The sequence below is a fragment of the Psychromarinibacter sediminicola genome (assembly GCF_029168335.1).
Lineage (GTDB): Bacteria > Pseudomonadota > Alphaproteobacteria > Rhodobacterales > Rhodobacteraceae > Psychromarinibacter > Psychromarinibacter sediminicola.
Genome location: NZ_JARGYC010000003.1, coordinates 80658 through 105232, shown reverse-complemented (window position 1 = coordinate 105232; position 24575 = coordinate 80658). Strand labels below are relative to the sequence as shown.

Below are 24575 nucleotides of genomic sequence, written 5' to 3'. Positions count from 1 at the left end.
CGGACCTCCGATCTCTTTCCGCGGGTCATAGCGGTTCGGTGCTGACAATTTGCTACGGTTTGCGGCGTCTGAGTCGCGAAAGCGACATCTGCGATGAATGAACCGGGGCGCCGGCCGGGCAGCCTGGGCCTTGCGCCCGCCGCAGCGCTTGCCTATTGCCCACGCATGACCCGCGACCCGATCCCCGAGCATCACCAGCGCCTGCTGATCGTCGACTTCGGCAGCCAGGTGACGCAGCTCATCGCCCGCCGCCTGCGCGAGGCGAAGGTCTATTGCGAGATCCACCCCTTCCAGGCGGTGGACAACGCCTTTCTGCAGGACTTCGCCCCGCGCGCCGTGATCCTGTCGGGCGGCCCGGCCAGCGTTCTGGACGAGGGCGCGCCCCTGCCCCCGCCCGAGGTCTACGACCTGGGCGTGCCGGTCCTCGGCATCTGCTACGGCCAGCAGGCGATGATGCACCAGCTGGGCGGCCGCGTGGAAAGCGGCCATCACCGCGAATTCGGCCGCGCCTTCGTGCTGCCCGCCGGCGGGCACAGCTCCGACCGCATCTTCCGCGGCCTGTTCGACCACGGCAAGGAAGAGGTCTGGATGAGCCACGGCGACCGGGTGACGGAACTCGCCCCCGGCTTCGAGGTCATCGGCACCTCGCAGAACGCCCCCTTCGCCATCGTCTCCGACCCCGAGCGCCAGTTCTTCGCCGTCCAGTTCCACCCCGAGGTGCACCATACGCCCAACGGCCGGCTGATCCTGCAGAACTTCACCCGGCTCGCGGGGTTCAACGGCGACTGGACGATGGCCGCCTACAAGGAAGAGGCGATCGAGAAGATCCGCGCCCAGGTCGGCGACGCTAAGGTGATCTGCGGCCTCTCGGGCGGCGTCGACAGCTCGGTCGCCGCCGTGCTGATCCACGAGGCCATCGGCGACCAGCTCACCTGCGTCTTCGTCGACCACGGCCTGATGCGCCAGGGCGAGGCCGAAGAGGTCGTCACGCTGTTCCGCGACCACTACAACATCCCGCTGATCCATGCCGACGAGGCTGAGCTGTTCCTGGGCGAGCTCGAAGGCGTCAGCGACCCCGAAGAGAAGCGCAAGACCATCGGCCGGCTGTTCATCGACGTGTTCCAGAAGCACGCGGGCGAGATCGGCGGCGCCGAGTTCCTCGCCCAGGGCACGCTTTATCCCGACGTCATCGAATCGGTCAGCTTCGCCGGCGGCCCCTCGGTCACCATCAAGTCGCATCACAACGTGGGCGGCCTGCCGGAGAAGATGGGGCTGAAGCTCGTCGAGCCGCTGCGCGAGCTGTTCAAGGACGAGGTGCGCAAGCTGGGCGAGGAGCTGGGCCTCGACGAGCGCTTCATCGGCCGCCATCCGTTCCCCGGCCCCGGCCTCGCGATCCGCTGCCCGGGCGAGATCACCCGCGACAAGCTCGACATCCTGCGCCGCGCCGACGCGGTCTATATCGACCAGATCCGCCAGCACGGGCTTTACGACGAAATCTGGCAGGCCTTCGTCGCGCTCCTGCCCGTGCGCACCGTCGGCGTGATGGGCGACGGGCGCACCTACGACTATGCCTGCGCGCTGCGCGCGGTCACCTCGGTCGACGGGATGACGGCCGACTACTACCCGTTCTCCCACGAGTTCCTGGGCGAGACGGCCAACCGCATCATCAACGAGGTGACGGGGATCAACCGCGTCACCTACGACATCACCTCGAAGCCGCCGGGCACCATCGAGTGGGAATGACCCCGCTGCGCCGCATAACCCACGCGGCGAAGCTGGCCCATGCCTATCTGACGCAGCCGCGAGGCTCCGCCCCCCTCGCGCTCCACGGCATTCAGCGCAGCGGCACGAACTATGCCGACGCCTGCCTGCGCCGCATGCGCGTGCGGCCGGTGAACCAGGTCGTCCCGCTGCCACGCGACGACCCGCGCCACAAGCACTTCCGCTGGTATGCCGACAAGTCCGCGATCCCGGCCTTCCTGCGCCGGCAATTCGACAACGACCTCGTCGTGACGGATGTCGAGCATCTGAACCGCGCCGCGCGGTACAGGCCGGACTGCGCGCATGTGGTGATGCAGAAGGACCGCACGGCCTGGCTCGCCTCCGCCTGCAACTGGGGCCTGCGCATGGGCTGGTTCCCGCCCGAGCCCGAGGCGGCGCTCGCGGAACTCGGTCCGCTGGTGCGGGACTACGAGGCCTATTACGCCTTCTGGTCCGACCTCGCCGCCCGCTTTCCGGACCGCGTCGCGGTGCTGGAGCTGGACGCGCTCGCCTCCGACCTCGGGGTGCTGACGGAGGCCCTGGATCGGCTCGGGGTCCGCTACCGCCGGCCGCCCGGGTTCGACGGCCGGATCGAAGAGGTTCCGCAGTCCCCCGCCGACCGCGCCCGCCGCATCACGCCGGAGCAGGTGCGCGCGCGGCTGGAGGCCGGCTGACGACAGCCCGCGCGCCACACGCTATACTTGTGCCGAAGAACTTTAAGAATCGGAGACAAAAGCATGAAATTCCTTGCAACTGCCGCCTTCCTGCTGGCCGCCGCCGCGGTGCAGGCCCAGCCCGCCTATTACCGCGTCACCGGCGTCGCCGCCGACGACACGCTCAACGTCCGTGCCGAACCGTCGGCCAGCAGCGCCGATATCGGCGACCTGCCGCCGAATGCCGAGGGGATCGAGGTGATCGTCACCGACGCCTCGGGCGACTGGGGCCGCATCGTCTGGCAGGAGGGCAACGCCTGGATCTCCATGCATTTCCTCGCCCCGCAGGACCTGCCCGCCATCGCCGACACGGCCCTTCCCGCCGGGCTGCAATGCGGCGGGACCGAGCCGTTCTGGGGCCTCAACCTCTCGGGCACGAGCGGCGTCTATTCCGACATCTCCGGCACCAACCTGAGCCTGAACCTCACGAACGCCCGCGTGGCCGAGGGGCTGGCGCAGTTCCCCGTGGCCCTCAGCCTCAGCACCACGGGCGCCGGCGTGCTCGCCACGATCCAGCCCGCGCTGTGCGGCGACGGGATGAGCGACCGGGACTATCCCTATTCGCTGACCCTGTTTCTGGAGACCGGCCAGGGCCGCCGCTTCCTCGCCGGCTGCTGTTCGCTGCCGCTGGAGGCCGGCAGCAACTGACCGGGCGGCAGGCCCGGCTCGACCGTACAGGATTTTCCAGAAAATCCTGCGCGGCACGATTTTCTGGAAAATCGTGCTTCGCCCCGTCGCGCGTCCCGGCGGGCCTTTTCCTCGGCCGCCCGATCCCCTAATCCGGTCCGGCAGCATGGGACATCGGGAGGAGCCGTGAAGCGCATCGTCGCCGCCTGCCTGGCGCTCGCCGCCGCGCCTGCGCTTGCGCAGGAGACCTTCGTCTGTAATGGCGACGCGCCGGGCTGGACCCTGACGCTCGGCGCCGACACGGCCGCCTTCCACCTCGCCTATGCCACCGAGATGCAGGTGAGGCACGAAACCGCCGCCGAAGGCCGCGCCTGGCCCCGCGCCTTCACCCTGATCGGCGACCGCGACACCGCCATCCTTCTGATCGAGCGGGCCCCCTGCGGCGACGCGCCCTACCGCGCCCGCGTCTTCACCCAGCGCGGGCAGACGCCGATCCTGCTCGCCGGTTGCTGCGAGGCGGCGCCGTGAGCCAGAACCACCCCCTGCGCGCCGCCGTCTGGATGATCGGCGCCATCGTCTCCTTCACCTCGATGGCGATCGCCGGGCGGGAACTGTCGGCCTATCACGACACGTTCGAGATCATGGCCTACCGCTCGCTCGTCGGCCTGTTGATCGTGCTCGCGGTGGCGGCCTCCGCCGGCACGCTGCAGCAGATCACCCGGCGGTCGCTGCACATCCACCTGATCCGCAACGTCAGCCACTTCGCTGGCCAGAACCTGTGGTTCTTCGCCCTCGCCACGGCGCCGCTGGCGCAGGTCTTCGCGCTGGAGTTCACCTCGCCGCTCTGGGTGACGCTGCTGGCGCCGCTGGTCCTGGGCGAGAAACTGACCCGCACCCGCGCCCTGGCCGCCGCGCTGGGGTTCGTCGGCATCCTCTTCGTCGCTCGCCCCTTCGGCGGCGTCGATATCGGCCCCGGCCTGATCGCGGCGGCGGGCGCGGCGGTGGGCTTCGCGGGCTCGGCGATCTTCACCCGCCTGCTGACGCGCACCGAAACGATCACCTGCATCCTGTTCTACCTCACCGTGATGCAGGCCGTCTTCGGCTTCGTCTGCGCCGGCGCCGATGCCGACATCGCGCTGCCGACGCTGGCCACCCTGCCCTGGCTGGTGCTCGTCGGCTGCGCCGGGCTGCTGGCGCATTTCTGCCTGACCACCGCGCTGTCGCTGGCCCCCGCATCGGTCGTCATGCCCATCGACTTCGCCCGCCTGCCGATCATCGCCCTGGTGGGCATGGCGCTCTATGCCGAGCCGCTGCAATGGCAGGTGCTGGCCGGCGCGGCGGTGATCTTCGGCGCCAACTGGATCAACATCCGCAGCGAAACGCGGCCCCCGCCGATCCGTCATCCGTGACACAAGGGTGACGGGAAAGTAACAGTGCCGCCGCGATGACCGCCGTGCCCCCGCGTCACGGTTTGACGCAACCATGGCGCGAAAAATACCCTCCGCGCAGACGAACGGCATGAAGTTCGAGGGAGAGGACATGAAATCACTGGCCATCGCCGGCGCGCTGTCTTGCGTCACCGCCGCGGCCGCCAGCGCCGGCGGGGTCGATCGCTCCGGCCAGCCGCTGGGGGCCATCTTCACGCCCGGCAACTATGTCGAGTTCCGCTTCGCCAGCGTGAACCCGACGGTGACCGGCACCCAGGTCGGGGGCGGCCCCGGCTCCGGCGACCAGGCGCGCAGCTTCGGGACCGCGGGCGTCACGCTGAAATTCGCGGTGAGCGAGACAATCGACGTGGCGCTGATCCACGACCAGCCCTTCGGCGCCGCCATCGCCTATCCGACGGGCACCGGCTATTACGCTGCGGGCGCGCAGGCGAACCTGACGACGAACGCCCTTACGACCGTGGGGCGCTACAAGTTCGGCAACGGCTTCAGCGCCCATGCCGGCCTGCGCCACCAGACCTATTCCTCCAGCGCGGTCGTGCCGTTCGTCGCCAACTGGACCGGCACCAGCAGCCCCGACAGCGGCTTCGGCTATCTCGCCGGCGTCGCCTATGAGCGGCCCGAGATGGCGCTGCGCGTGGCGCTGACGTATTTCTCGAAGGTCACCCACGACACGCCGACGGTCGAGACCTCGACCCTGGCGCCGGGCGGCACCAGTTCGATCATGACCGTCGAGACGCCGCAGGCGGTGAACCTCGACCTCCAGACCGCCGTCGCGCCCGGCACGCTGGTCTTCGGCGGCGTCCGCTGGGTGAACTGGAGCGATTTCGACATCACCCCGGCGCATTACGCGGCCCTGACCGGCCAGTCGCTGGTGGCCTTCGACGACGACACCTTCACCTATACGCTCGGCGTCGGGCGGCAGCTGACCGAGAACTGGGCGCTCTCGCTGACCGCGGTCCACGAGCCCCAGACCGGCGGCTTCCAGTCCAACCTTCGCCCGGTCGACGGGCGCAGCTCGGTCGGGCTCGGCGTGACCTACACGCAGGACACCTTCAAGATCGAGGCCGGGATGCAGCATATCTGGCTGGGCGACGGCACCACGACGCTCGACCAGGTCAATCCCGCGGCCCAGTTCGACGGCAACACCGCCCTGGCCTTCGGGATGCGGCTGGGCTTCAACTTCTGAACCGGCGTTCACGCGACCACCCCGGCCCCGCCGCCGCGCGGGGCCTTTTTCTTGGCGCATCTTCCGGGTCGCCGCGGCCCGCCGGCGGCGGCTAGACCGGCGCCATGACCATGCAACGCAGCCTCTCCCCCCGCGCCTGGGCCGAACTGGCGCTGCTCGCCGCGATCTGGGGCGGCATCTTCCTGGCGGTGCGGCTGGCGCTGGCCGAGACCGGCGTGGCCACCGTGGTGGCGCATCGCGTGACCTGGGGCGCGCTGATCCTGTGGGGCGCGGTGGCGGCGATGCGCCTGCCGGTTCCGCGCGATCCGCGCCTCTGGGGCGCGTTCCTCATCATGGGGCTTCTGAACAACGCCCTGCCCTATGCGCTGATCGCCTGGGGCCAGCTGCATATCGAGAGCGGGCTGACCTCGATCCTCAACGCCGCCACGGCGATCTTCGGCGTGGTGGTCGCCGCGGTCCTGTTCCGCGACGAACGCCTCACCCCGCGCCGGGCGCTGGGCGTGGCGCTGGGCTTCGGCGGCGTGGTGCTGGCCATCGGGCCGGAGAACCTGGTGCAGCTCGACCTGCGCTCGCTGGCGCAGCTCGCGGTGCTGGGCGGCGCGTTCTGTTACGCGCTGGCCGGCGCCTGGGGGCGCATCGCGCTGGCCGGTCTTGCGCCGCAGGTCGCCGCGGCGGGCATGGTGACCGGCGCAGCGCTGGTGGCGGTGCCCGCCGCGCTCTGGATCGACGGGCCGCCGCGCTTCGACCTGTCGCTCACCGGCTGGGGCGCCATCGCCTATGCCGCGGGCCCCGGCACGGCGCTGGCCTACCTGCTCTACTTCCGGGTGCTGGCGATGGCCGGCAGCGGCAACCTCCTGCTGACCACGCTCCTGATCCCGCCGGTGGCCATCGCGCTGGGCGCGCTGGTCCTTGGCGAGGCGCTGGCGCCGCGGGCGCTCATCGGCTTCGGCGTGCTGGCGGCGGGGCTCTTGATCCTCGACGGGCGGCTCTTGCGCAGGCGGCCGCTTCCGAATTGAGCGCCTGCGGCGCGCGCTTTTTCGCGTTGGGTGGGGCCTGTGGGTCGCGTCTTTCCCCGTCCCCAGCGCCTGCGCCCCGTGAGACCCGGCGCGGATGCGTATTTTTCAACGAGAAGAAGAGGCTGCTGGATTTTCCCGTTCGAGTCGCGCTAGGGGACGATTCGCGGAACGGAGGGGGGCGGCGATGATCTACGAGACGGCGCAGGACTGGCTGCAGGCCGAGCGCAAGCGCGTGCTGCTCTTCGGCATGTCGGGGCTGGGCAAGACCCATGTGTCGAGCCTCCTGCGCGAGACGCTGCAATGGTATCACTACTCGATCGACTACCGCATCGGCACCCGCTACATGGGCGAGCACATCGTCGACAACTTCAAGCGCGAGGCGATGCGCGTGCCGCTCCTGCGCGAGCTGCTGATGACCGACTCGATCTATATCGGCTCGAACATCACCTTCCACAATCTCACGCCGCTGTCGGCCTATCTCGGCAAGCCGGGCGATCCGGAGAAGGGCGGCCTGCCCTTCGGCGACTACGTGGAGCGGCAGGAACAGCACCGCGTGGCCGAGATCAGCGCGCTGCTGGACACGCCGCATTTCATCGAGCGGGCGCTGGACATCTACGGCTATACCAACTTCGTCTGCGATTCCGGCGGCTCGATCTGCGAGGTCGTCGATCCCGCCGACCCGCACGACCCGGTGCTGACGACGCTGTCGGCGCATACGCTGATGGTCTGGATCGAAGGCTCCGAGGCGCATACCGAAGAGCTGGTGCGCCGCTTCGACCGGCATCCCAAGCCGATGTATTACAACCCCGAATTCCTGCTGCGCGCCTGGTCCGACTATCTCGCCGAGACCGTCCTGCCGGAGGAGAAGGTCGACCCCGACGCCTTCATCCGCTGGACCTATGCGCGGGCGCTGGCGCACCGGCAGCCGCGCTATCGGGCGATGGCCGAGAATTGGGGGATCACGGTGTCGGCCGAGGAGGTCGCCGCCGTCGAGGAGGCTGCCGACTTCGACGCGCTGATCGCGCGTGCCCTTGAGAGGCGGTGACAAAGGGCGTATCTGACAGGCACTCATGTCAGGAGTCCTTACCCATGCCGATCACGCTGCCGTCCGACCTTCCCGCCTACGAGGTTCTGAACCGCGAAGGCGTGATGGTGATGTCGGACATCCGCGCGGCCAAGCAGGACATCCGGCCGATGAAGATCGGGCTTCTGAACCTGATGCCCAAGAAGATCCAGACCGAGATCCAGTTCGCCCGGCTGGTCGGCGCCACGCCCTTGCAGATCGACCTGCACCTGATCCGGATGACCGAGCACCAGACGCGCAACACCGCCGCCGAGCACATGGAGACCTTCTATCGCCCGTTCGAGGAGATCCGCGACGAGAAGTTCGACGGGCTGATCATCACCGGCGCGCCGATCGAGCATCTGCCCTATGACGAGGTCACCTACTGGAACGAGCTGCGCGAGGTGATGGACTGGACCCAGACCAACGTGCATTCCACCTTCGGCGTCTGCTGGGGCGGGATGGCGATGCTCTGGCATTTCTGGGGGGTCGAGAAGCACCTGCTGGACGCCAAGGCGTTCGGCTGTTTCCTGCACCGCAACATGACGCCCGCCTCGCCCTATCTGCGCGGCTTTTCCGACATGTTCCTGGTGCCGGTCAGCCGCTGGACCGAGATCCGGCAGGACGAGATCGACGCGCATCCCGAACTGATCACGCTTCTCGCCTCCGACGAGGCCGGCCCCTGCCTGGTGCAGGATCCGCGGCACCGGGCGCTCTACATCTTCAACCATCTGGAATACGACAGCGGGACGCTGAAGGAGGAGTACGACCGCGACGTCGCCGCCGGCGGCGAGATCACCGTGCCGGTCAACTACTATCCCGACGACGACCCGCGAAAGACCCCCACCAACCGCTGGCGCAGCCATGCGCATCTGCTCTACGGCAACTGGATCAACGAGATCTACCAGACCACGCCGTTCGACCAGTCGGAGATCGGGGCGGTCGGCGACGGCTAGGCGGCCCGCCGGAGTGGCCAAGCCCGGCGGCGCCGCTATGTCTCGCCGGGACCGACAGGAGCCTCCGACCCGTGCGCCATGCCTCTTACACGCTTGACCGCTAGCGTTCTCGTCCTCTCCGCCCTCGTGCTGGCGGGTTGCGGCGCGGCGGTGGACCGCGCGGCCGACCGCAACGAGGCGGCGGCGGAGCGGGCCTATCCGCCGCAGGGGCGGTTCGTCGAGGTGGACGGGCGGCGCGTCCATGTCGTGGTCGAGGGGCGCGGCCCCGATCTGGTGCTGATCCACGGCGCCTCGGGCAATGCGCGCGATTTCACCTTCCGCTTCGTCGATGCCGTGAAGGACCGCTACCGCGTGCTGGCCTTCGACCGGCCGGGCCTGGGCTATACCGACCGGGTCTCCGACCGCTACGGCGGCGCCACCAACACCCGCGGCGAGAGCCCGGCCGAACAGGCCCGGCTTCTGGCCGCGGCCGCGGCGAAGCTGGGGGCGAGCAGGCCCATCGTGCTGGGCCAGTCCTATGGCGGTGCCGTGGCGCTGGCCTGGGCGCTGGAGCGTCCCACCGCCGGGCTCGTCATCGTCTCCGGCGCGACGCAGCCCTGGCCCGGCCAGCTGGCGCCGCAATACCCGATCCTCTCCTCGGCCCTGGGCGGCGCCACCGTCGCGCCGCTGGTCACCGCCATCGCGCCGAAGGACCGCGCCACCCTGTCGCTGGCCGCCGTCTTCGCGCCGCAGGCGCCGCCCGAGGGCTACGAGGAGTATATCGGCGTGGGGCTCGCCATGCGCCGCGAGACCCTGCGCGCCAACGCCCGGCAGGTCAGCGCGCTGAAGGACCACCTGCGGCGGATGTCGCAGCGCTATGGCGAGATCACCGTACCGGTGGAGATCGTCCACGGCACCGCCGACCGGATCGTCGGCTTCGACATCCATGCCCGCCCGCTGGCCGAACAGCTGCCGAACGCCCGCCTCACGCCCCTGCGCGGCATCGGCCACATGCCGCACCACGTCGCCCAGGAGGCCGTGATCGCGGTGCTCGACCGGCTCGCCCGCCGCGCCGGATTGCGTTGACCCCCGCTTTCGCCATACTGCTCCGGCAGATGTGAAAGAGGTTGACATGCCCCTGCCCTTCGACGGCGCGATCAGCGACTATTTCGAGACCGAGGCGCCGAAGGCGGTGCGCGACGAGATCCTCGACCACGAGGGCAAGACGGTGCTGGAGCCCGGCTATCCCTATGACGACCGGATGGACAAGGACGACTACGAGGACGCGCTCGACGCGCTGCAGCTCGAACTGGTCAAGCTGCAGGCCGACGTGAAGGCCACCGGCAAGCGCGTCGTGGTGGTGTTCGAGGGACGCGACGCCGCCGGCAAGGGGGGCACGATCAAGCGCTTCCGGATGAACCTGAACCCCCGCGTGGCGCGCGTCGTCGCGCTGTCGAAGCCGTCCGACCGCGAGGCCGGGCAATGGTACTTCCAGCGCTATGTCGACCACCTGCCGACCGAGGGCGAGATCGTGTTCTTCGACCGCTCCTGGTACAATCGCGGCGTGGTCGAGAAGGTCTTCGGCTTCTGCACCGACGACCAGCGCCAGAGGTTCTTTCACCAGCTGCCGGAATTCGAGGACATGCTGGTCAACGAGGGCATTCACCTGGTGAAGCTGTGGCTCAATGTCGGACGGGCGGAGCAGCTGCGCCGCTTCCTCAAGCGCGAGGCGAACCCGCTGAAGCAATGGAAACTCTCCCGCATCGACGTCGAGGGCCTGAAGAAGTGGGACGACTACACCCGCGCCATCGCCGAGACGTTCGAGCGGTCGCATACGGCCGCCGCGCCCTGGACGGTGATCCGGTCCGACGACAAGCGCCGCGCCCGGATCGCCGCGATCCGCCGGGTGCTCTGCGACATCGACTACGACGCGAAGACGCCCGAGGTCGCCTGCCGGCCCGACCCGAAGATCTGCGGAGGCCCCGACATCTGGCATGGCTAAGCGCGGCTACCATCACGGCAACCTCAAGCGCGCGCTGATCGAGGCGGCGCTGACGCTGATCTCGGACAAGGGGCCGTCGGGCTTCACCCTGTCCGAGGCCGCGAAACAGGCCGGCGTGACGCCCGCCGCGGTCTATCGCCATTTCGACGGCCGCGAGGAGCTGATCGCCGAGGCCGCGCGCGAGGGCTACGAGATCTTCGCCGACCTGATGGAATACGCCTTCGAGACCGGCCAGCCCTCGGCGCTGGCCTCCTTCGAGGCGACGGGCCGGGCCTATCTCGCCTTCGCGCGGAAATATCCCGGCCACTACATCGCGATGTTCGAAAGCGGCATCTCGGTCAACCGCAGCCCAGAGCTGGCCCATGCCGCCGGCCGCGCCTCGGCCGTGCTGGAGCGCGCCGCGGCCGAGCTGTCCGAGCATATCCCGCCCGAGAAACGCCCGCCCGCCGCGATGTTCTCGGCGCATATCTGGGCGATGTCGCATGGCGTGGTGGAGCTTTTCGCCCGCGGCGCCGCCGGCAGCCGCTCGCCGTTCCCGCCCGAGGAGCTGCTGGAGGCCGGCATCGGCATCTACCTGCGCGGCCTGGGGCTGGTGGCGCCCGACAGCTAGCGCAACGATTGTTTCCGGTCCCGCCCCGGTGAACTGACGACACGGAAAGGAGAATTCGAACCGAATTGTGATAGGATTGTTCCATCTGCAAAAGGACATTGTCGGATGAACACCCAGCTGCCAGTCGGTCGCGACCGTGACGCACCGCCCGTCGCGGCCGTTCCGGTCCGCTGGACGCTGCCGGGCTTCGCCGCGATGACGCGGCTGTCCTGCTCCTTTGCCGAGGTCCATGCCGGCGCGCTGCGGGCGCGCGACCTCGTGCGCACGCGGCACGGAGAGTTCGTGCCGATCCTCTGGGTGAAGCGCTTTCAGCTCGACGACGACTTCCTGGCCCGCCGCCCGGACGCACAGCCGATCCGCATCCGGCCGCACGCGCTGGGCCCCGGGCTGCCCGATGCCGACATCCTGCTGTCGCCCGGCCAGCGGCTCGCCCCGGTCCCGGGGCGCTTCGCCCAGCCGGTCCGCGCCGGCGACCTGCTGGATCTGCCCGGCGTGTTCCGGCAGCCCGAGACGAGCGTGTGCTACACGCTCTTCCGCCTGGGCGCGCCGGCAGAGATCCGGGCCGCCGGGCTGTACTTCCAGGTGGGCCGCGCCGTCACCGCGCATTGACCTCCGCGCCGGGCCGGGCGACGATCCGCCCCGACGCCGGGAGGACACACGCCATGCCACAGCCGCCGACGCTGGACCACGCCTGCACGCTGACGGTCGAGCTTGCCCCGATCCGCGAGATGGGCACCGGCCGGTTCGGCCAGCGCCGGATCATCCCGATCACCGGCGGGACGGTCGCAGGCCCCCTGCTGAACGGCACGATCCTGAACCTCGGCGCCGACTGGCAGACGATCCAGGCCGACGGCGCCGCGCATCTCGACACCCGCTACGCCTTCGAGACCGACGACGGCGCGCTGATCGAGATCGTCAACATCGGCAGCCGCCACGGCCCGCCCGAGGTGATCGCCGCCCTGGCCCGGGGCGAGGAGGTCGACCCGGCCAGCTACTACATGCGCACGGTCGCGCGCCTGGAATCGGGCGACCCGCGCTATCACTGGGTGAACAACATGCTGTTCGTCGGCACCGGCCGGCGCCGCGCACAGGCGGTCGAGGTCGACCTTTTCGTGATGCGCTGATCCCCGGCATTGCGCCCCGCCCTGCCCCGTCGCGCCCCGCCGCGCGGGGACGGGAGGATGCCGCCGGCCGCCGATCCGGCGCCGTCTTCTGTGCCCCGGTCCGGAATCCCTGAATTTTCATTGAACCTTTTCGGGGGGCAAAACGTTACCCATTCAAGCGACCGATTGAGAGAGACCTCGGAGATGACCGCGCAAACGATTTTCCTGACGATGGTGGGGTTCGGCATGGCCCTCATCATTCCCCTCGCCGCGGTGGCCGGCTAACGCCACCACATGCCATTCCGGGGGCCGTCCCCTGGCCCCCGATGTCCCTGTCCCTTGCCTGACCCCCCGGCCTTTTGGCCGCGGGGGTCCTTTTTGTCCGCGCGGGCGCCCGCCCCGGCACGGCCGGAGGCCTGCACTGCGACAATCTGGGTCGGTCAGTTTGACACAGATCAAAGATCGGGCGTTGCCCCCGTATCCCCCCGCGACTAAAAACGCATTCAAACGGCCCGATCCTTTGCGACTCGGGCCGTGACAACAACGATCCAAGGGAAACCCCAGGAGGCACGCATGGCCGACGCCGCCGTTCACGGCCACGACCACGAAGACACCCGAAGCTTCTTCGTGCGCTGGTTCATGTCGACCAATCACAAGGACATCGGCATCCTCTACCTCGTCGCATCCGCGGCGTTCGGGTTCGTCTCGGTGCTCTTCACCGTCTATATGCGGATGGAGCTGATGGACCCGGGCGTGCAGTTCATGTGCCAGGAGGGGGCGCGGCTCATCCCGTCGGGGGAATGTACCCCGAACGGGCACCTCTGGAACGTGCTGATCACCGGCCATGGCATCCTGATGATGTTCTTCGTGGTGATCCCGGCGCTGTTCGGCGGCTTCGGCAACTACTTCATGCCGCTGCAGATCGGCGCGCCGGACATGGCGTTCCCGCGGATGAACAACCTCAGCTTCTGGCTGTTCGTCGCCGGCACCTCGCTGGCCATCGCCAGCGTGTTCTCGCCGGGCGGCAACGGGCAGTCGGGCTCGGGCATCGGCTGGGTGCTGTACCCGCCGTTGTCGACGACCGAGGGCGGCTATTCCACCGACCTGGCGATCTTCGCGGTCCACCTGTCGGGCGCCTCGTCGATCCTCGGCGCGATCAACATGATCACGACGTTCCTGAACATGCGCGCGCCGGGCATGACGCTGTTCAAGGTGCCGCTCTTCGCTTGGTCGATCTTCGTCACCGCCTGGCTGATCCTGCTGGCCCTGCCGGTTCTGGCCGGCGCCATCACCATGCTGCTGACCGACCGGAACTTCGGCACCACCTTCTTCGACCCCGCGGGCGGCGGCGACCCGGTGCTCTACCAGCACATCCTGTGGTTCTTCGGCCATCCCGAGGTCTACATCGTGATCGTGCCGGGCTTCGGCATCATCAGCCACGTCGTGGCCACCTTCAGCCGCAAGCCGGTCTTCGGCTACCTGCCGATGGTCTGGGCGATGATCGCCATCGGTGCGCTGGGCTTCGTCGTCTGGGCGCACCACATGTACACCGTCGGCATGTCGCTGACCCAGCAGAGCTACTTCATGCTGGCCACGATGGTCATCGCGGTGCCCACCGGCATCAAGATCTTCTCGTGGATCGCGACGATGTGGGGCGGCTCGATCGAGTTCAGGACGCCGATGCTCTTCGCCATCGGCTTCATCTTCCTGTTCACCGTGGGCGGCGTCACCGGCATCGTGCTGAGCCAGGCGCCCGTGGACCGCGCCTATCACGACACCTACTACGTCGTGGCGCATTTCCACTACGTGATGTCGATCGGTGCGGTCATGGCCATCTTCGCCGGGCTCTACTTCTACATCGGCAAGATGAGCGGGCGGCAATACCCGGAATGGGCCGGCAAGCTGCACTTCTGGACCTTCTTCATCGGGGTGAACATCACCTTCTTCCCGCAGCACTTCCTGGGCCGCCAGGGCATGCCGCGCCGCTACATCGACTATCCCGAGGCCTTCGCCTACTGGAACAAGATCTCGTCGCTGGGCGCGTTCCTGTCCTTCGCCTCGTTCCTGTTCTTCATCGGGATCATCTTCTACACCCTGACCCGCGGCAAGCGCGTGACCGAGGCCAACTACTGGAACGAGCACGCCGACACGCTGGAATGGACCCTGCCCTCGCCGCCGCCGGAGCACACCTTCGAGACGCTGCCGAAGCGCGAGGACTGGGACAAGGGCCACGCGCACTAAGGCCGGCCCACCCCGGAACACGAAAGGCCCCGCCGATGCGCGGGGCCTTTTGCTTTGGCGCCCCGGGTGCCGGACGATCGGCCCCGACCGTGACCGAACCGGACGGGCGGCCCGCCCCGGCCTCAGCGCTGGCAGGTGGCGTTCTGGATATGGCTGTGCCCGCGGAACTGCAGATAGAGGTTCCGCTGGTCGGCCGCCGTGTAGACGACCGTGTAGGGCGCCACGCTGCCATTGGCGAGCCAGTACTCGCCCTGGAAATCCGCGCTCGGCGCGCCGGACTGCGGTTGCCAGGATCCGCCGCCCTGCATCGCGGTCTGGCCGGTGACGGGGTTGTAATACATCCCGCTCATCTGCCAGCTGCCGTCCGGGGCGACGTTCATCTGGTACTCCCAGAAATGCTTGTCATAGGCATTGCCGCTATAGGGCTCCATCGAATGCTGGCAGGCCCAACTGCCGAGGAACAGGTTGGCGGTCTGGGCCGTGGCGGGAAGCGCGGCGAGACAGAATGCAATGGCGGACGCAGCGGAAAAACGCATATCGAGTACTCCTGATCGACTTCAGACCGGCCTCTCCAACTCCGCCGGCCTTACGTTAGGGTAAAGCCGGCAGCGGCGCGCGCCCAAGCGTTTTCTGCGCACCGCCCGCCGGCGCGGGCTGCGGCGCCATGCCCCTCCGTCGCCGCGGCCCGGCCCCTTCCCCCTGTCGCGCAGAGGCTTATGATCCCGGCCGATGCCCTACGAATGGATCACGCCACCCCCCGACGGCAAGGCGGCCGAGCTGCACGCCTGGCCGCACCGGTCGCTGTCGCCCGAGGGGTTCGTGACCTTCTTCGGCATCACCTTCCTGCTGGTGCTCGTGCCCCTCTCGGCCGTCGTCGGATCGCCGATCCTCTGGGGCCTCTTGCCCTTCGTCCTCGGCGCCTTCTGGGCCGCCTGGGCCTTCATGAAGCGCAGCTACGCCGACGCCCGCCTGCGCGAGGACCTGTCGCTCTGGGACGACCGGATCGAGCTGATCCGCTCCAACCCCCGCGGTCCGGCCCAGAGCTGGCAGGCCAACCCCTATTGGGTGAAGCTGAAGCTGCACGAGACCGGCGGGCCGGTGGAGCAATACGTCACGCTGGAGGGCGCCGGCCGCACCGTCGAGATCGGCGCCTTCCTGTCGCCGGAGGAACGGGTGGCACTGTATCACGACCTGCAGGACCGGCTTGCACGGCTCGGCCAGCCGTCGCAGTAAGCGGCGCATGAGCCTGTGGATTCTGCTGCCCCTGACCGTCCTGGCCCTCGCCGCGCTGGCGCTCTACCTGCACCACCTGTTCGAGGGCGAATGCCTCCCGGCCGATCTCTGGCGCGAGTGGAAGCTGGCGCGCATGGATCTCGCCACGCTCGACCGCCGCTGGGAGAAGGCGGAGCGCTCGGAGATCGTGGTGACGCTGACGACGACCCCCAGCCGCATCGCCCTGCTGGAGCCGACGCTGAAGAGCCTCCTGGACCAGACCCGCCCGCCGGCCCGCATCACGCTTAACCTGCCGCGCCACAGCACCCGCGAGAACCGGGCCTACGAGATCCCCGCGCCGCTCAACCGGCTTGCCTCGCTGCAGATCCGCCGCTGCGACGATCTCGGCCCGGGCACCAAGCTGATCCCCTCGGTCCAGGCCGAGCCGCCGGACACCCCGCTCGTGGTCGTGGACGACGACCGCATCTACCCGCCCTGGCTGCTCGCGCGCTACGAGCGGGCCGCGGCGGCGCAGCCCGACCGGGCGCTGACGATGGCCGGCTGGGTCGCGCCGCCGGACCTCGTCGACCGGATGACCACGATCCGCGCCAACCTGTTCATGCGGCCGCCGGCCCCGATCCGCGCCTCGCGCCTGCGCAAGCCGCGCCGGGTCGACATCTTCCAGGGCGTCATGTCCTACCTCGTCCGGCCCCGATTTTTCGACGAAAAATCGCTGGCGGACTTCACCGGCCAGCCGCCGGAACTGCGCTTCGTCGACGACGTCCGCTCCTCGGCGCTGTGCCGCGCGGAGATCTGGGTGATCCCGGCGCCCTCGCTCTCCTTCGTGCCGCGCGCCCAGGCGGCGCTCCTGCAGCAGACCCGCCTCGGGCTGGTCAACCGCGTCCCCGGCGAGCGCCACAACCGCAACAACACCATCGCGCTCAAGCATTTCGCCGACCGCTGGCAGGTGGGAGGGCCGCGCTAGAGCCTCGATGTCGCATGTCCGGGGAGCAAACCAGACCGGCGGACCGGGCCCCGCGCGCGCGATTGCGTATTTGGAACGAGAAGAAGCAGCAGTGCGGCGCGCCGGCCGGTCAGAGCACCTCGTCCAGCGCCGCCTCCAGCCGCGCCACCGAGGCGTCGACGTCCTTCAGCTTGTCCAGCCCGAACAGCCCCAGCCGGAACGCCCGGTAGTCCGGCCCCTCGTCGACCATCAGCGGCACGCCCGCGGCCACCTGCACGCCCGCGGCCAGGAACGCCTTGCCGGTGGCGATCTCCGGGTCTGCGGTATAGCTCACCACGACGCCGGGCGCCTGAAACCCCTCGGCCGCGACCGACCGGACCCCCCGCGTCTCCAGCGCCGCGCGCACGCGCCGGCCCTGCGCCCATTGCGCCTCCTGCAGCCGGTCATAGCCGTAGGCCCGCGTCTCGACCATCGTGTCGCGGAAGCCGCGCAGCGCATCGGTCGGCATCGTCGCGTGATAGGCGTGCCCGCCGCCCTCGTAGGTCTCCATGATCGACAGCCACTTGCCCAGGTCGATGGCGAAGGAGGTCGAGACCGTGGCCTTGCACCGCGCCACCGCGTCGTCGTTCATCATCACCAGCCCGGCCGAGGGCGAGGCCGACCAGCCCTTCTGCGGCGCCGAGATCAGCACGTCGACGCCGAGCGCCTTCATGTCCGCCCAGACGCAGCCCGAGGCGATGCAGTCCAGCACGAACAGCCCGCCCGCGTCATGCGCCGCCTGCGCCACGGCGCGGATATAGTCGTCGGGCAGGATCATCCCCGAGGACGTCTCCACATGAGGGGCGAAGACGATCTCGGGCTTCTCCTCGGCGATCTTGGCTGTCACCTCCTCGACCGGCGCCGGGGCGAAGGGCGCGTCGGGTGCGTTGCCCGTGCGCCGGGCCTTCAACACCGTCTCGGCGGCCGGGATCGCCCCCATCTCCAGGATCTGGCTCCAGCGGTAGGAAAAGAAGCCGTTGCGGATCACCAGCGCCCGCTTGCCGGTCGCGAACTGCCGCGCCACGGCCTCCATCGCGTAGGTCCCGCCGCCTGGCACCACGGCGACGGCATCGGCGTTGTAGACCTCCTTCAGCATCCCCGAGATGTCGCGCATCACCTCGCAGAAGGCGGCGGACATGTGGTTCAGCGAGCGGTCGGTGAAGACCACCGAGAATTCCAGGTGGCCGTCGGGATCGACGGTATCGAGCAGCGCGGGCATGGGCAGGGTCCTCCGATCGTGTCCGGCGCCTTCATAGGCCGGGCGCGGAGGGATGTCAGCGGCAGAGTTGCGGGGGCGGTGCGGAGCGATACGTGCGAAGGGCCGTTTCGCGGGTCTCACAGCGGTCCCGGCAGCCGCTCCTCGCTCAGCATCACGTTGGCTTCCACGCTGCCCACTCCCGGCAGCGCCATGATCCGCCGTCGCAGCACCCGCTCGAAATCCGCCAGGTCGCGCGCCACCACCCGCAGCCGGTAGTCGTAGAGCCCCAGCACATGCTCCACCCGCTGCACCTCGGGGATGGCGCCCACGATCCGCTCGAAATCCTCCAGCGACACGCGCCCGCGCGCCGCCAGCTTCACCCCGAGGAACACCGTGACGCCAAAGCCCAGCTTCTCCGGGTCCAGGTCCAGCCGCCGGCCGGCCAGCGCGCCCGAGGCCCACAGCCGCTGCACCCGCCGCCACGCGGCCGGCTGGCTGAGGCCGACGGCGCGGCCCAGCTGGCTCGCCGTCTGCGCCGCGTTCTGCGACAGCGCGCGCAGGAGCGCCCGGTCGGTCTCGTCCAGCTCCACGGTCACGACGTCCTCATACCGGCAGCCACTCCTCCGCCTTCACCGTCGCCACATGCATCAGCGCCTCGATGTCGGCGATATGCGGCAGGGTCACGATCCGGTCGCGGTAGATACGCTGGTAGTCCGCCATGTCGCGGGCGATCACGTTCAGCCGCACGTCGACGCGGCCCAGGAAGGTCTGGATCTCGATCACCTCGGGCACCTCGCGGGCGGCGGCGATGAAGGCGTCGAAGGCGCGCGGGTCGGTCTTGTCCAGCGTGAAGCGCAGGGACACGGCGACCTCCCATCCCAGCGCGCGCCAGTCGATCACCCCGCGCACGCCGCGGATGATCCCCGCCTCGCGCAGCCGGTCGAGCCGCCGCATCGCCTGGCGCACGTTGATGCCGGCATGCTCGGCCAGCTCCGGCACGGCGCGTCCGGGGTCGTCCTGCATCCGGCGCAGCAGGCGCCGGTCGATGTCGTCGAGCATGAATTCTCCGGGCCACGGCGCATTCGCGAATGATCTTGCCGAAGATACCGCAAAAAACGTGCGGCACAAGTCTCGCGCAGGCGGGCCGTCCAAGTTAGGACGCTCCGGACACAACCCGGAGGACCAAGACCATGCGCGTCTATTACGACCGTGACTGCGACATCAATCTGATCAAGGACAAGAAGGTGGCCATCCTCGGCTACGGCTCCCAGGGCCACGCCCACGCGCTGAACCTGCGCGACTCGGGCGCCAAGAACGTGGCGGTCGCCCTGCGCGAGGGCTCGTCCAGTGCCAAGAAGGCCGAGGGCGAGGGCCTGCAGGTCATGGGCCTGTCCGAGGCCGCCGCCTGGTGCGACCTTCTGATGTTCACCATGCCCGACGAGCTTCAGGCCGACACCTGGAACAGCTACATCAAGGACCACATCAAGCCCGGCTCGGCCATCGCCTTCGCCCACGGCCTGAACATCCATTTCGGCCTGATCGAGGCGCCGAAGGATATCGACGTGATCATGATGGCCCCCAAGGGCCCCGGCCACACGGTGCGCGGCGAATACGTCAAGGGCGGCGGCGTGCCCTGCCTGGTGGCGGTCCACAACGACGCCTCCGGCAAGGCGCTGGAGCTCGGCCTCAGCTATTGCTCGGCCATCGGCGGCGGCCGCTCGGGGATCATCGAGACCGACTTCCAGGAAGAATGCGAAACCGACCTCTTCGGCGAGCAGGCGGTGCTCTGCGGCGGCCTGGTGGAGCTGATCCGCATGGGCTTCGAAACGCTGGTCGAGGCGGGCTACGCCCCCGAGATGGCCTATTTCGAGTGCCTGCACGAGGTGAAGCTGATCGTCGACCTGATCTACGAGGGCGGCATCGCGAACATGAACTACTCGATCTCCAACACCGCCGAGTACGGCGAGTATGTCAGCGGGCCGCGCATCCTGCCCTACGAGGAGACGAAGAAGCGGATGAAGGCCGTTCTGGACGACATCCAGCAGGGCCGTTTCGTGCGCGACTGGATGACCGAATGCGCCGTCGGCCAGCCCTCGTTCAAGGCGATCCGCCGCAACAACGACGCCCACCAGATCGAGGAGATCGGCGAGAAGCTGCGCGGCATGATGCCGTGGATCTCGGCCGGCAAGATGGTCGACAAGGAAAAGAACTGAACCGGCGCCGCCTGCCGGCGGCCGGTCTGAATGACGACGGCGGCCCGGGCGATCCGGGCCGCCGTTTTCGGTTGGAAGAACACCTGCCGCGGTCGGTGCGTGCCTGCACCCTCCGGCTCAGGTCGGCTGCCGCGGCCCGGACCGGCCGAGCGCCCCGGTCTCCCGCGCATCCGTGCACCATTCGCGGCCATTGGGCAGCCAGACGGCATCGCTCACCTCGGCGCGGACGACGATGCGGTCGGCGGAGGTTTCCACGATCTCGGAGGGCAGCAGGCTGAGAAACAGCAGCAGGGCTTCGGTGGTCAGGCACATGGGACGGCTCCTTGAGCGGCTGGTCATGATGGCTCCGGCGCCGGGACGGCCCGCCGGACCCGCGGCCCCGCCGCAACGCAGAAAAACCTGGCGTCGCCCCCCGTGCCGGTCCGGTTTCGCGGCGTTGCGCCGGTTATTCGGTCGCCGTTACCGTAGAAATATATCGTAAACGCCCCCTGAAGCCAGCGCACGCCGCGCGATTGCCTCTTACCAAAGCGGCCGATTTGTGGCGGTATGCGTCCAGACACCGCCAACCCGTTCGAGGTCCAATGCCGACACGCCCGCTCTTCGCCCTTGTCCTTCTCGCAGCGCCGGCCGCCGCGGCGGAACCCCTGCCCGAGACGCTGATCGGCGGCTGGGGCTTTACCGAAGACGCCTGCGCCGGCGGTCCCGGCGCCGAGGGCTATCTCGAGCTGACCGCGACCGAGGCGCGGTTCTACGAATCCACCGGCACGCTGCAGGGCTGGGCGCCGGAGGAGGCCGGCATCGTGGCCGATTTCGCCTTTTCCGGCGAGGGCGAGACATGGACCCGCTCGATATATCTCGAACTGGCGGAGGACGGCGCGACGCTCTATCGGATCGACCTGGGCGAGCCGCGCGGGATTCCCCTCGCCTATATCGCCTGCACCTGACAACGAAGAGGCTCCGCATGGAATTCAAGCGCGTCACCCTGCCGCCGCAGCACTACCTGTACCTTGAGCGGGAGTGCCGCATGGCCGACATCGCCGAGCATATGGGCACCGCCTTCGGCGAACTCCTCGATTTCATGGCGCGTCACGGCATCCAGCCCAGCGGCGCGCCGATGGCCGTCTATCCGAAGATGCCCAGCGGCGAGGAGATCTTCTTCGAATGCGGCATGATCGTCTCGGCCAAGGACGCGGGCAAGGCGGAACGGCTGGTCAAGTCGGCCACGCTGCCGGAGGGTCCGGCGATGACATGCACCCATGTCGGCCCCTATTCCGAGCTGAACCGCAGCCATCACGCGCTGTGGGACCATATGCGCGCGGAAGGGCTCGACGCGGGAATGCCGATCTGGGAACTCTATGTCGACGACCCGGAGAAGACCGCGCCGGAGGAGCTGCGCACCGAAATCTACCGCCACATCGCGCGGTAGCGGGCGGCGCGGCCCCCGCTACGCCGCGCCCACCTCGCGGGTCAGCGCCTCGGTGACGATGCGGTCGGCCTCGTCGGCAAGCTCGGTCAGTTCCGCCGCCAGCCCGTCGAAGCTCTCGGCGCCGGTCTGGCGCAGCAGGAAGTCCTGCCCGCCCTCGCCCAGCTCCTCGACCTTCAGAACCGCGCCGGTCAACAGCCGCGCGGCCGCCTGCACCTGCCAGAACCGGCGGTAGGCGGTGGCAAGGCGTTCGGTCTCGCCGGTGCGGAGCCAGCCGATCCCCTGCCCCGCCGCAAGCTGCGGCAGCGTCTCGTGCGCGGCATCCCCGGCCAGCAGGGCGCCGGCCTGCGCCAACAGGTCGATGTCCTGCATGCGGCCCGGGCCGCGCTTGGCCTCCCAGACGCTTTCGGCGGGCTTGGCCTCGGCCAGCCGGCGGCGCATGTCGGCCACGTCGGCCAGCGCCTGCGCCGCATCGCGGGGGGCGGCGATGATCTCCTTGCGGAAGCTCTCGATGTCGGCGCCGAGATCCGCCGCCCCGGCGACGAAGCGCGCGCGGGTCAGCGCCAGGTGCTCCCAGGTCCAGGCCTCGTCGCGCTGATAGGCCTGGAACGAGGTCCAGGACGCCGCGACCGGCCCCTGCCGGCCGGACGGGCGCAGCCGCATGTCGACCTCGTAAAGCGTCCCCTCGGCCATCGGCGCGGTCAGCGCGGTCACGAAGGCCTGCGTCAGGCGCGCGTAGTAGGGCCGCGTGCCGAGCGGGCGGCGGCCGTCGGAGCTGTCCGCGCCCTCGGCATCGTAGATCACGATGATGTCCAGGTCGGACGTCACGGTCAGCTGCCGGGCGCCGAGCGAGCCCATGCCGAAGACGGCGGCGCCGCGGCCGGGCGGGTCGCCGTGCTTGGCGGCGAACTCCGCCACCACCGGCGGCCAGAGCGCGGCCAGCACGGCCTGTGCGAGATCGGCGTATTCCTGCCCCGCCTCGGCCGCGTCGATCAGCCCGCGCAGGTGATGCACGCCGATGCGGAAGCGCCATTCCTTCTGCCAGCGGCGGGCGGCGTCGAGCTTGCGCTCGTAATCGTCCTCGGCGGCGATGACCTGCCCCAGCCGCTCGGTCAGCGCCTCGGCCCCCGGCCAGGGATCGAAGAAGGCACCGCCGATGACCGCGTCGAACACCTGGGCGTTGCGGCCGAGATACTGCGCGAGCGCCGGCGCGGTGGCGGCGATGTCGACGATCAGGTCGATGAGCTGCGGGTTCGCCTCGAACAGCGAAAAAAGCTGCACGCCGGCGGGCAGCCCCTGAAGGAAGGCGTCGAACTGCTCCAGCGCCTCCTGCGGCCGGGCGGCCTTGTTCAGCCGGCCCAGCAGGTCGGGCTTCAGACGTTCGAAGATCTCGCGGGCGCGGGAGGACCGCAGCGCGGGATAGCTGTGCCAGCGGTCGATGACGGCCTGCGTCTCCTCGCCGATGTCGGGCTCGTCCGAGGTCTCGCCGGGCGCGAAGAAGCCTTCGGTCCGCTCGTGCACGGTGGACAGCCGGTCGAGCAGTTCGGTGCGCAGGTCGTCCTCGTCGCGGTCCATGAAGGCCGCGAGGCGGGCCCAGCCCTCGGCGTCGCCCGGCAGCTCGTGGGTCTGCGCGTCGGCGATCATCTGCACCCGGTGCTCGACCTCGCGGTGAAAGCGGTAGTGGTCGGTGAGCGTGTCGGCCAATTCCTGCGGGATCCAGTCGCGCGTGGCCAGCCGGGCGAGGCTCTCGGCGGTGCCGCGGACGCGGAGCGAACGGTCGCGGCCGCCGGCGATGATCTGGCGGGTCTGGGTGAAGAACTCGATCTCGCGGATGCCGCCGCGGCCGAGCTTCATGTCGTGCCCGTCCAGCGTGATCGGCCCGCCCAGCCCCTTGTGGGCGCGGATGCGCAGGCGCATGTCGTGGGCGTCCTGGATCGCGGCGAAGTCGAGATGCTTGCGCCAGACGAACGGCGTCAGGTGGTCGAGGAACCGCTCGCCCGCCGCGACGGCGCCGGCGCAGGGCCGCGCCTTGACATAGGCCGCGCGCTCCCAGGTGCGGCCGACGCTCTCGTAATAGCTCTCGGCGGCCTCCATCGACAGGCAGACCGGCGTGACCGAGGCGTCGGGGCGCAGGCGCAGGTCGGTGCGGAAGACATAGCCCTCCGAAGTGATCTCGGACAGAAGCGCGGCCATCTTCCGGGTGGCGCGGACCAGCGCGGCGCGCGCCTCGTGATAGTCCTCGCGGTGCCGCTCGCCGTCGAACAGCACGATCAGGTCGATGTCGGACGAGTAGTTCAACTCGTGCGCGCCCATCTTGCCCATGGCCAGCGCGAAGGTGCCGGCGGCGTCCTCGGCATCGTCCTCGGTGGCGCCGGGCAGCTTGCCGCGGCGGATTTCGTGGGCGACGGAGGTCTTCAGCGCCCGGTCGGTGGCGCGGTCGGCAAAGTCGGTCAGCGCGGCGGTGGTCTCTTCCAGCGTCCAGGCGCCGGAGAGATCGGCAAGCGCGACGAGCAGCGCGGCGCGGCGCTTCTGGCGGCGCAGGCCGGCAGAGAGATCGGACGGATCCAGCGCCTCGGTATCGGCGAGAATTGCGGCGAGGCTGTCCTCGGGCGCGCGGTCGAGCGCCCCGGCCAGCCAGTCGCGTTCCTTCTCGATGAGACCGGCGAGATAGGGGCTGCATCCGCCAGTGCCGGAGAGCAGGTCGCGCAGCTCCGAGGCTGCGTCGGGGAACAGCGCGGCGGCCTCCGCGCCCCGGTCGGGGTCGAAGGGGCGCGGGCAGCGGGTGATGCGGGCGGCAAGGCTCATGGCGCGGACCGTGCGG

At 69.4% G+C, this 24575-nt stretch carries 27 protein-coding genes; 21 read left to right on the top strand and 6 right to left on the bottom strand.

The window, feature by feature from the left end:
* Nucleotides 1–165 precede the first annotated feature (165 nt).
* The 16 genes from guaA to ctaD all read left to right on the top strand — a co-directional run bounded on the left by guaA (nucleotide 166) and on the right by ctaD (nucleotide 14705).
* Nucleotides 166–1743, top strand: a complete 1578-nt coding sequence (gene guaA, locus P1J78_RS02145) for a glutamine-hydrolyzing GMP synthase (RefSeq protein WP_275565665.1) — start codon at nucleotides 166–168, stop codon at nucleotides 1741–1743.
* The gene (locus P1J78_RS02140) at nucleotides 1740–2435 is read left to right on the top strand and encodes a hypothetical protein (protein ID WP_275565664.1); all 696 of its coding nucleotides are present in this window, start codon (nucleotides 1740–1742) and stop codon (nucleotides 2433–2435) included. Before guaA ends, P1J78_RS02140 begins: the two co-directional genes overlap by 4 nt.
* Before the next feature lie 63 nt (nucleotides 2436–2498).
* Nucleotides 2499–3122, top strand: a complete 624-nt coding sequence (locus P1J78_RS02135; RefSeq protein WP_275565663.1) for a COG3650 family protein — start codon at nucleotides 2499–2501, stop codon at nucleotides 3120–3122.
* Nucleotides 3123–3287: 165 nt separating this feature from the next.
* Complete coding sequence (locus tag P1J78_RS02130) at nucleotides 3288–3629, top strand: hypothetical protein (RefSeq protein WP_275565662.1); 342 nt, start codon at nucleotides 3288–3290, stop codon at nucleotides 3627–3629.
* Nucleotides 3630–3661: 32 nt separating this feature from the next.
* Nucleotides 3662–4510 carry a DMT family transporter gene (locus P1J78_RS02125; protein ID WP_275565704.1) on the top strand — a complete coding sequence of 283 codons (849 nt, stop codon included), beginning with the start codon at nucleotides 3662–3664 and terminating at the stop codon, nucleotides 4508–4510.
* A 73-nt stretch (nucleotides 4511–4583) separates the two neighbouring features.
* Complete coding sequence (locus P1J78_RS02120) at nucleotides 4584–5735, top strand: OmpP1/FadL family transporter (protein ID WP_275565661.1); 1152 nt, start codon at nucleotides 4584–4586, stop codon at nucleotides 5733–5735.
* Nucleotides 5736–5839: 104 nt separating this feature from the next.
* A complete protein-coding gene (locus P1J78_RS02115) occupies nucleotides 5840–6751 on the top strand; it encodes a DMT family transporter (RefSeq protein WP_275565660.1) in 912 nt (303 codons plus the stop codon).
* A gap of 184 nt (nucleotides 6752–6935) precedes the next feature.
* A complete protein-coding gene (locus P1J78_RS02110; RefSeq protein WP_275565659.1) occupies nucleotides 6936–7796 on the top strand; it encodes an ATPase in 861 nt (286 codons plus the stop codon).
* 44 nt (nucleotides 7797–7840) lie between these two features.
* Nucleotides 7841–8770, top strand: a complete 930-nt coding sequence (gene metA, locus P1J78_RS02105) for a homoserine O-acetyltransferase MetA (RefSeq protein ID WP_275565658.1) — start codon at nucleotides 7841–7843, stop codon at nucleotides 8768–8770.
* A gap of 93 nt (nucleotides 8771–8863) precedes the next feature.
* Nucleotides 8864–9835 carry an alpha/beta fold hydrolase gene (locus tag P1J78_RS02100; RefSeq protein ID WP_275565657.1) on the top strand — a complete coding sequence of 324 codons (972 nt, stop codon included), beginning with the start codon at nucleotides 8864–8866 and terminating at the stop codon, nucleotides 9833–9835.
* 46 nt (nucleotides 9836–9881) lie between these two features.
* Nucleotides 9882–10751, top strand: coding sequence for a polyphosphate kinase 2 (ppk2, locus tag P1J78_RS02095; RefSeq protein WP_275565656.1), 870 nt, complete (start codon nucleotides 9882–9884; stop codon nucleotides 10749–10751).
* On the top strand, nucleotides 10744–11361 hold the full coding sequence (locus P1J78_RS02090; protein ID WP_275565655.1) for a TetR/AcrR family transcriptional regulator: 618 nt from the start codon (nucleotides 10744–10746) through the stop codon (nucleotides 11359–11361). Before ppk2 ends, P1J78_RS02090 begins: the two co-directional genes overlap by 8 nt.
* A gap of 105 nt (nucleotides 11362–11466) precedes the next feature.
* On the top strand, nucleotides 11467–11970 hold the full coding sequence (locus tag P1J78_RS02085; protein ID WP_275565654.1) for a Hint domain-containing protein: 504 nt from the start codon (nucleotides 11467–11469) through the stop codon (nucleotides 11968–11970).
* Between the two features lie 53 nt (nucleotides 11971–12023).
* On the top strand, nucleotides 12024–12485 hold the full coding sequence (locus P1J78_RS02080; RefSeq protein ID WP_275565653.1) for a DUF3237 domain-containing protein: 462 nt from the start codon (nucleotides 12024–12026) through the stop codon (nucleotides 12483–12485).
* Nucleotides 12486–12542: 57 nt separating this feature from the next.
* Complete coding sequence (locus tag P1J78_RS02075; protein WP_275565652.1) at nucleotides 12543–12749, top strand: hypothetical protein; 207 nt, start codon at nucleotides 12543–12545, stop codon at nucleotides 12747–12749.
* A 288-nt stretch (nucleotides 12750–13037) separates the two neighbouring features.
* Complete coding sequence (gene ctaD / locus P1J78_RS02070; protein ID WP_275565651.1) at nucleotides 13038–14705, top strand: cytochrome c oxidase subunit I; 1668 nt, start codon at nucleotides 13038–13040, stop codon at nucleotides 14703–14705.
* Between the two features lie 122 nt (nucleotides 14706–14827).
* Here the strand turns inward: ctaD and P1J78_RS02065 are convergent, their stop codons facing one another.
* Nucleotides 14828–15241, bottom strand: coding sequence for a hypothetical protein (locus P1J78_RS02065; RefSeq protein ID WP_275565650.1), 414 nt, complete (start codon nucleotides 15239–15241; stop codon nucleotides 14828–14830).
* 193 nt (nucleotides 15242–15434) lie between these two features.
* On the opposite strand from P1J78_RS02065, the gene P1J78_RS02060 reads away from it, so the two are divergent.
* Both P1J78_RS02060 and P1J78_RS02055 read left to right on the top strand, forming a co-directional pair.
* On the top strand, nucleotides 15435–15938 hold the full coding sequence (locus P1J78_RS02060) for a DUF2244 domain-containing protein (protein ID WP_275565649.1): 504 nt from the start codon (nucleotides 15435–15437) through the stop codon (nucleotides 15936–15938).
* Nucleotides 15939–15945: 7 nt separating this feature from the next.
* Nucleotides 15946–16902: a hypothetical protein gene (locus P1J78_RS02055; RefSeq protein WP_275565648.1), complete on the top strand. Its 957-nt coding sequence runs from the start codon at nucleotides 15946–15948 to the stop codon at nucleotides 16900–16902.
* A 109-nt stretch (nucleotides 16903–17011) separates the two neighbouring features.
* Here P1J78_RS02055 and P1J78_RS02050 read toward each other — a convergent pair whose 3' ends face one another.
* The 3 genes from P1J78_RS02050 to P1J78_RS02040 form a co-directional block, all read right to left on the bottom strand.
* Nucleotides 17012–18139: an aminotransferase class V-fold PLP-dependent enzyme gene (locus P1J78_RS02050; protein WP_275565647.1), complete on the bottom strand. Its 1128-nt coding sequence runs from the start codon at nucleotides 18137–18139 to the stop codon at nucleotides 17012–17014.
* A 116-nt stretch (nucleotides 18140–18255) separates the two neighbouring features.
* Entirely contained in the window at nucleotides 18256–18714 is a 459-nt protein-coding gene (locus P1J78_RS02045) for an Lrp/AsnC family transcriptional regulator (protein ID WP_374213138.1), read from the bottom strand.
* 7 nt (nucleotides 18715–18721) lie between these two features.
* Nucleotides 18722–19177 carry an Lrp/AsnC family transcriptional regulator gene (locus P1J78_RS02040; protein WP_275565646.1) on the bottom strand — a complete coding sequence of 152 codons (456 nt, stop codon included), beginning with the start codon at nucleotides 19175–19177 and terminating at the stop codon, nucleotides 18722–18724.
* Nucleotides 19178–19308: 131 nt separating this feature from the next.
* Here P1J78_RS02040 and ilvC point away from each other — a divergent pair, with 131 nt between their 5' ends.
* Nucleotides 19309–20331: a ketol-acid reductoisomerase gene (ilvC, locus tag P1J78_RS02035; RefSeq protein ID WP_275565645.1), complete on the top strand. Its 1023-nt coding sequence runs from the start codon at nucleotides 19309–19311 to the stop codon at nucleotides 20329–20331.
* A gap of 117 nt (nucleotides 20332–20448) precedes the next feature.
* Here the strand turns inward: ilvC and P1J78_RS02030 are convergent, their stop codons facing one another.
* A complete protein-coding gene (locus tag P1J78_RS02030; protein WP_275565644.1) occupies nucleotides 20449–20643 on the bottom strand; it encodes a hypothetical protein in 195 nt (64 codons plus the stop codon).
* A 269-nt stretch (nucleotides 20644–20912) separates the two neighbouring features.
* Between P1J78_RS02030 and P1J78_RS02025 the strand changes: the two genes are divergently transcribed.
* A complete protein-coding gene (locus tag P1J78_RS02025; RefSeq protein ID WP_275565643.1) occupies nucleotides 20913–21275 on the top strand; it encodes a hypothetical protein in 363 nt (120 codons plus the stop codon).
* A 17-nt stretch (nucleotides 21276–21292) separates the two neighbouring features.
* Entirely contained in the window at nucleotides 21293–21757 is a 465-nt protein-coding gene (locus P1J78_RS02020; protein WP_275565642.1) for a GyrI-like domain-containing protein, read from the top strand.
* An 18-nt stretch (nucleotides 21758–21775) separates the two neighbouring features.
* Here the strand turns inward: P1J78_RS02020 and P1J78_RS02015 are convergent, their stop codons facing one another.
* Nucleotides 21776–24559 (bottom strand): [protein-PII] uridylyltransferase family protein, encoded by a 2784-nt coding sequence (locus P1J78_RS02015; protein ID WP_275565641.1) that lies wholly within the window; start codon nucleotides 24557–24559, stop codon nucleotides 21776–21778.
* Between the last annotated feature and the right edge of the window lie 16 nt (nucleotides 24560–24575).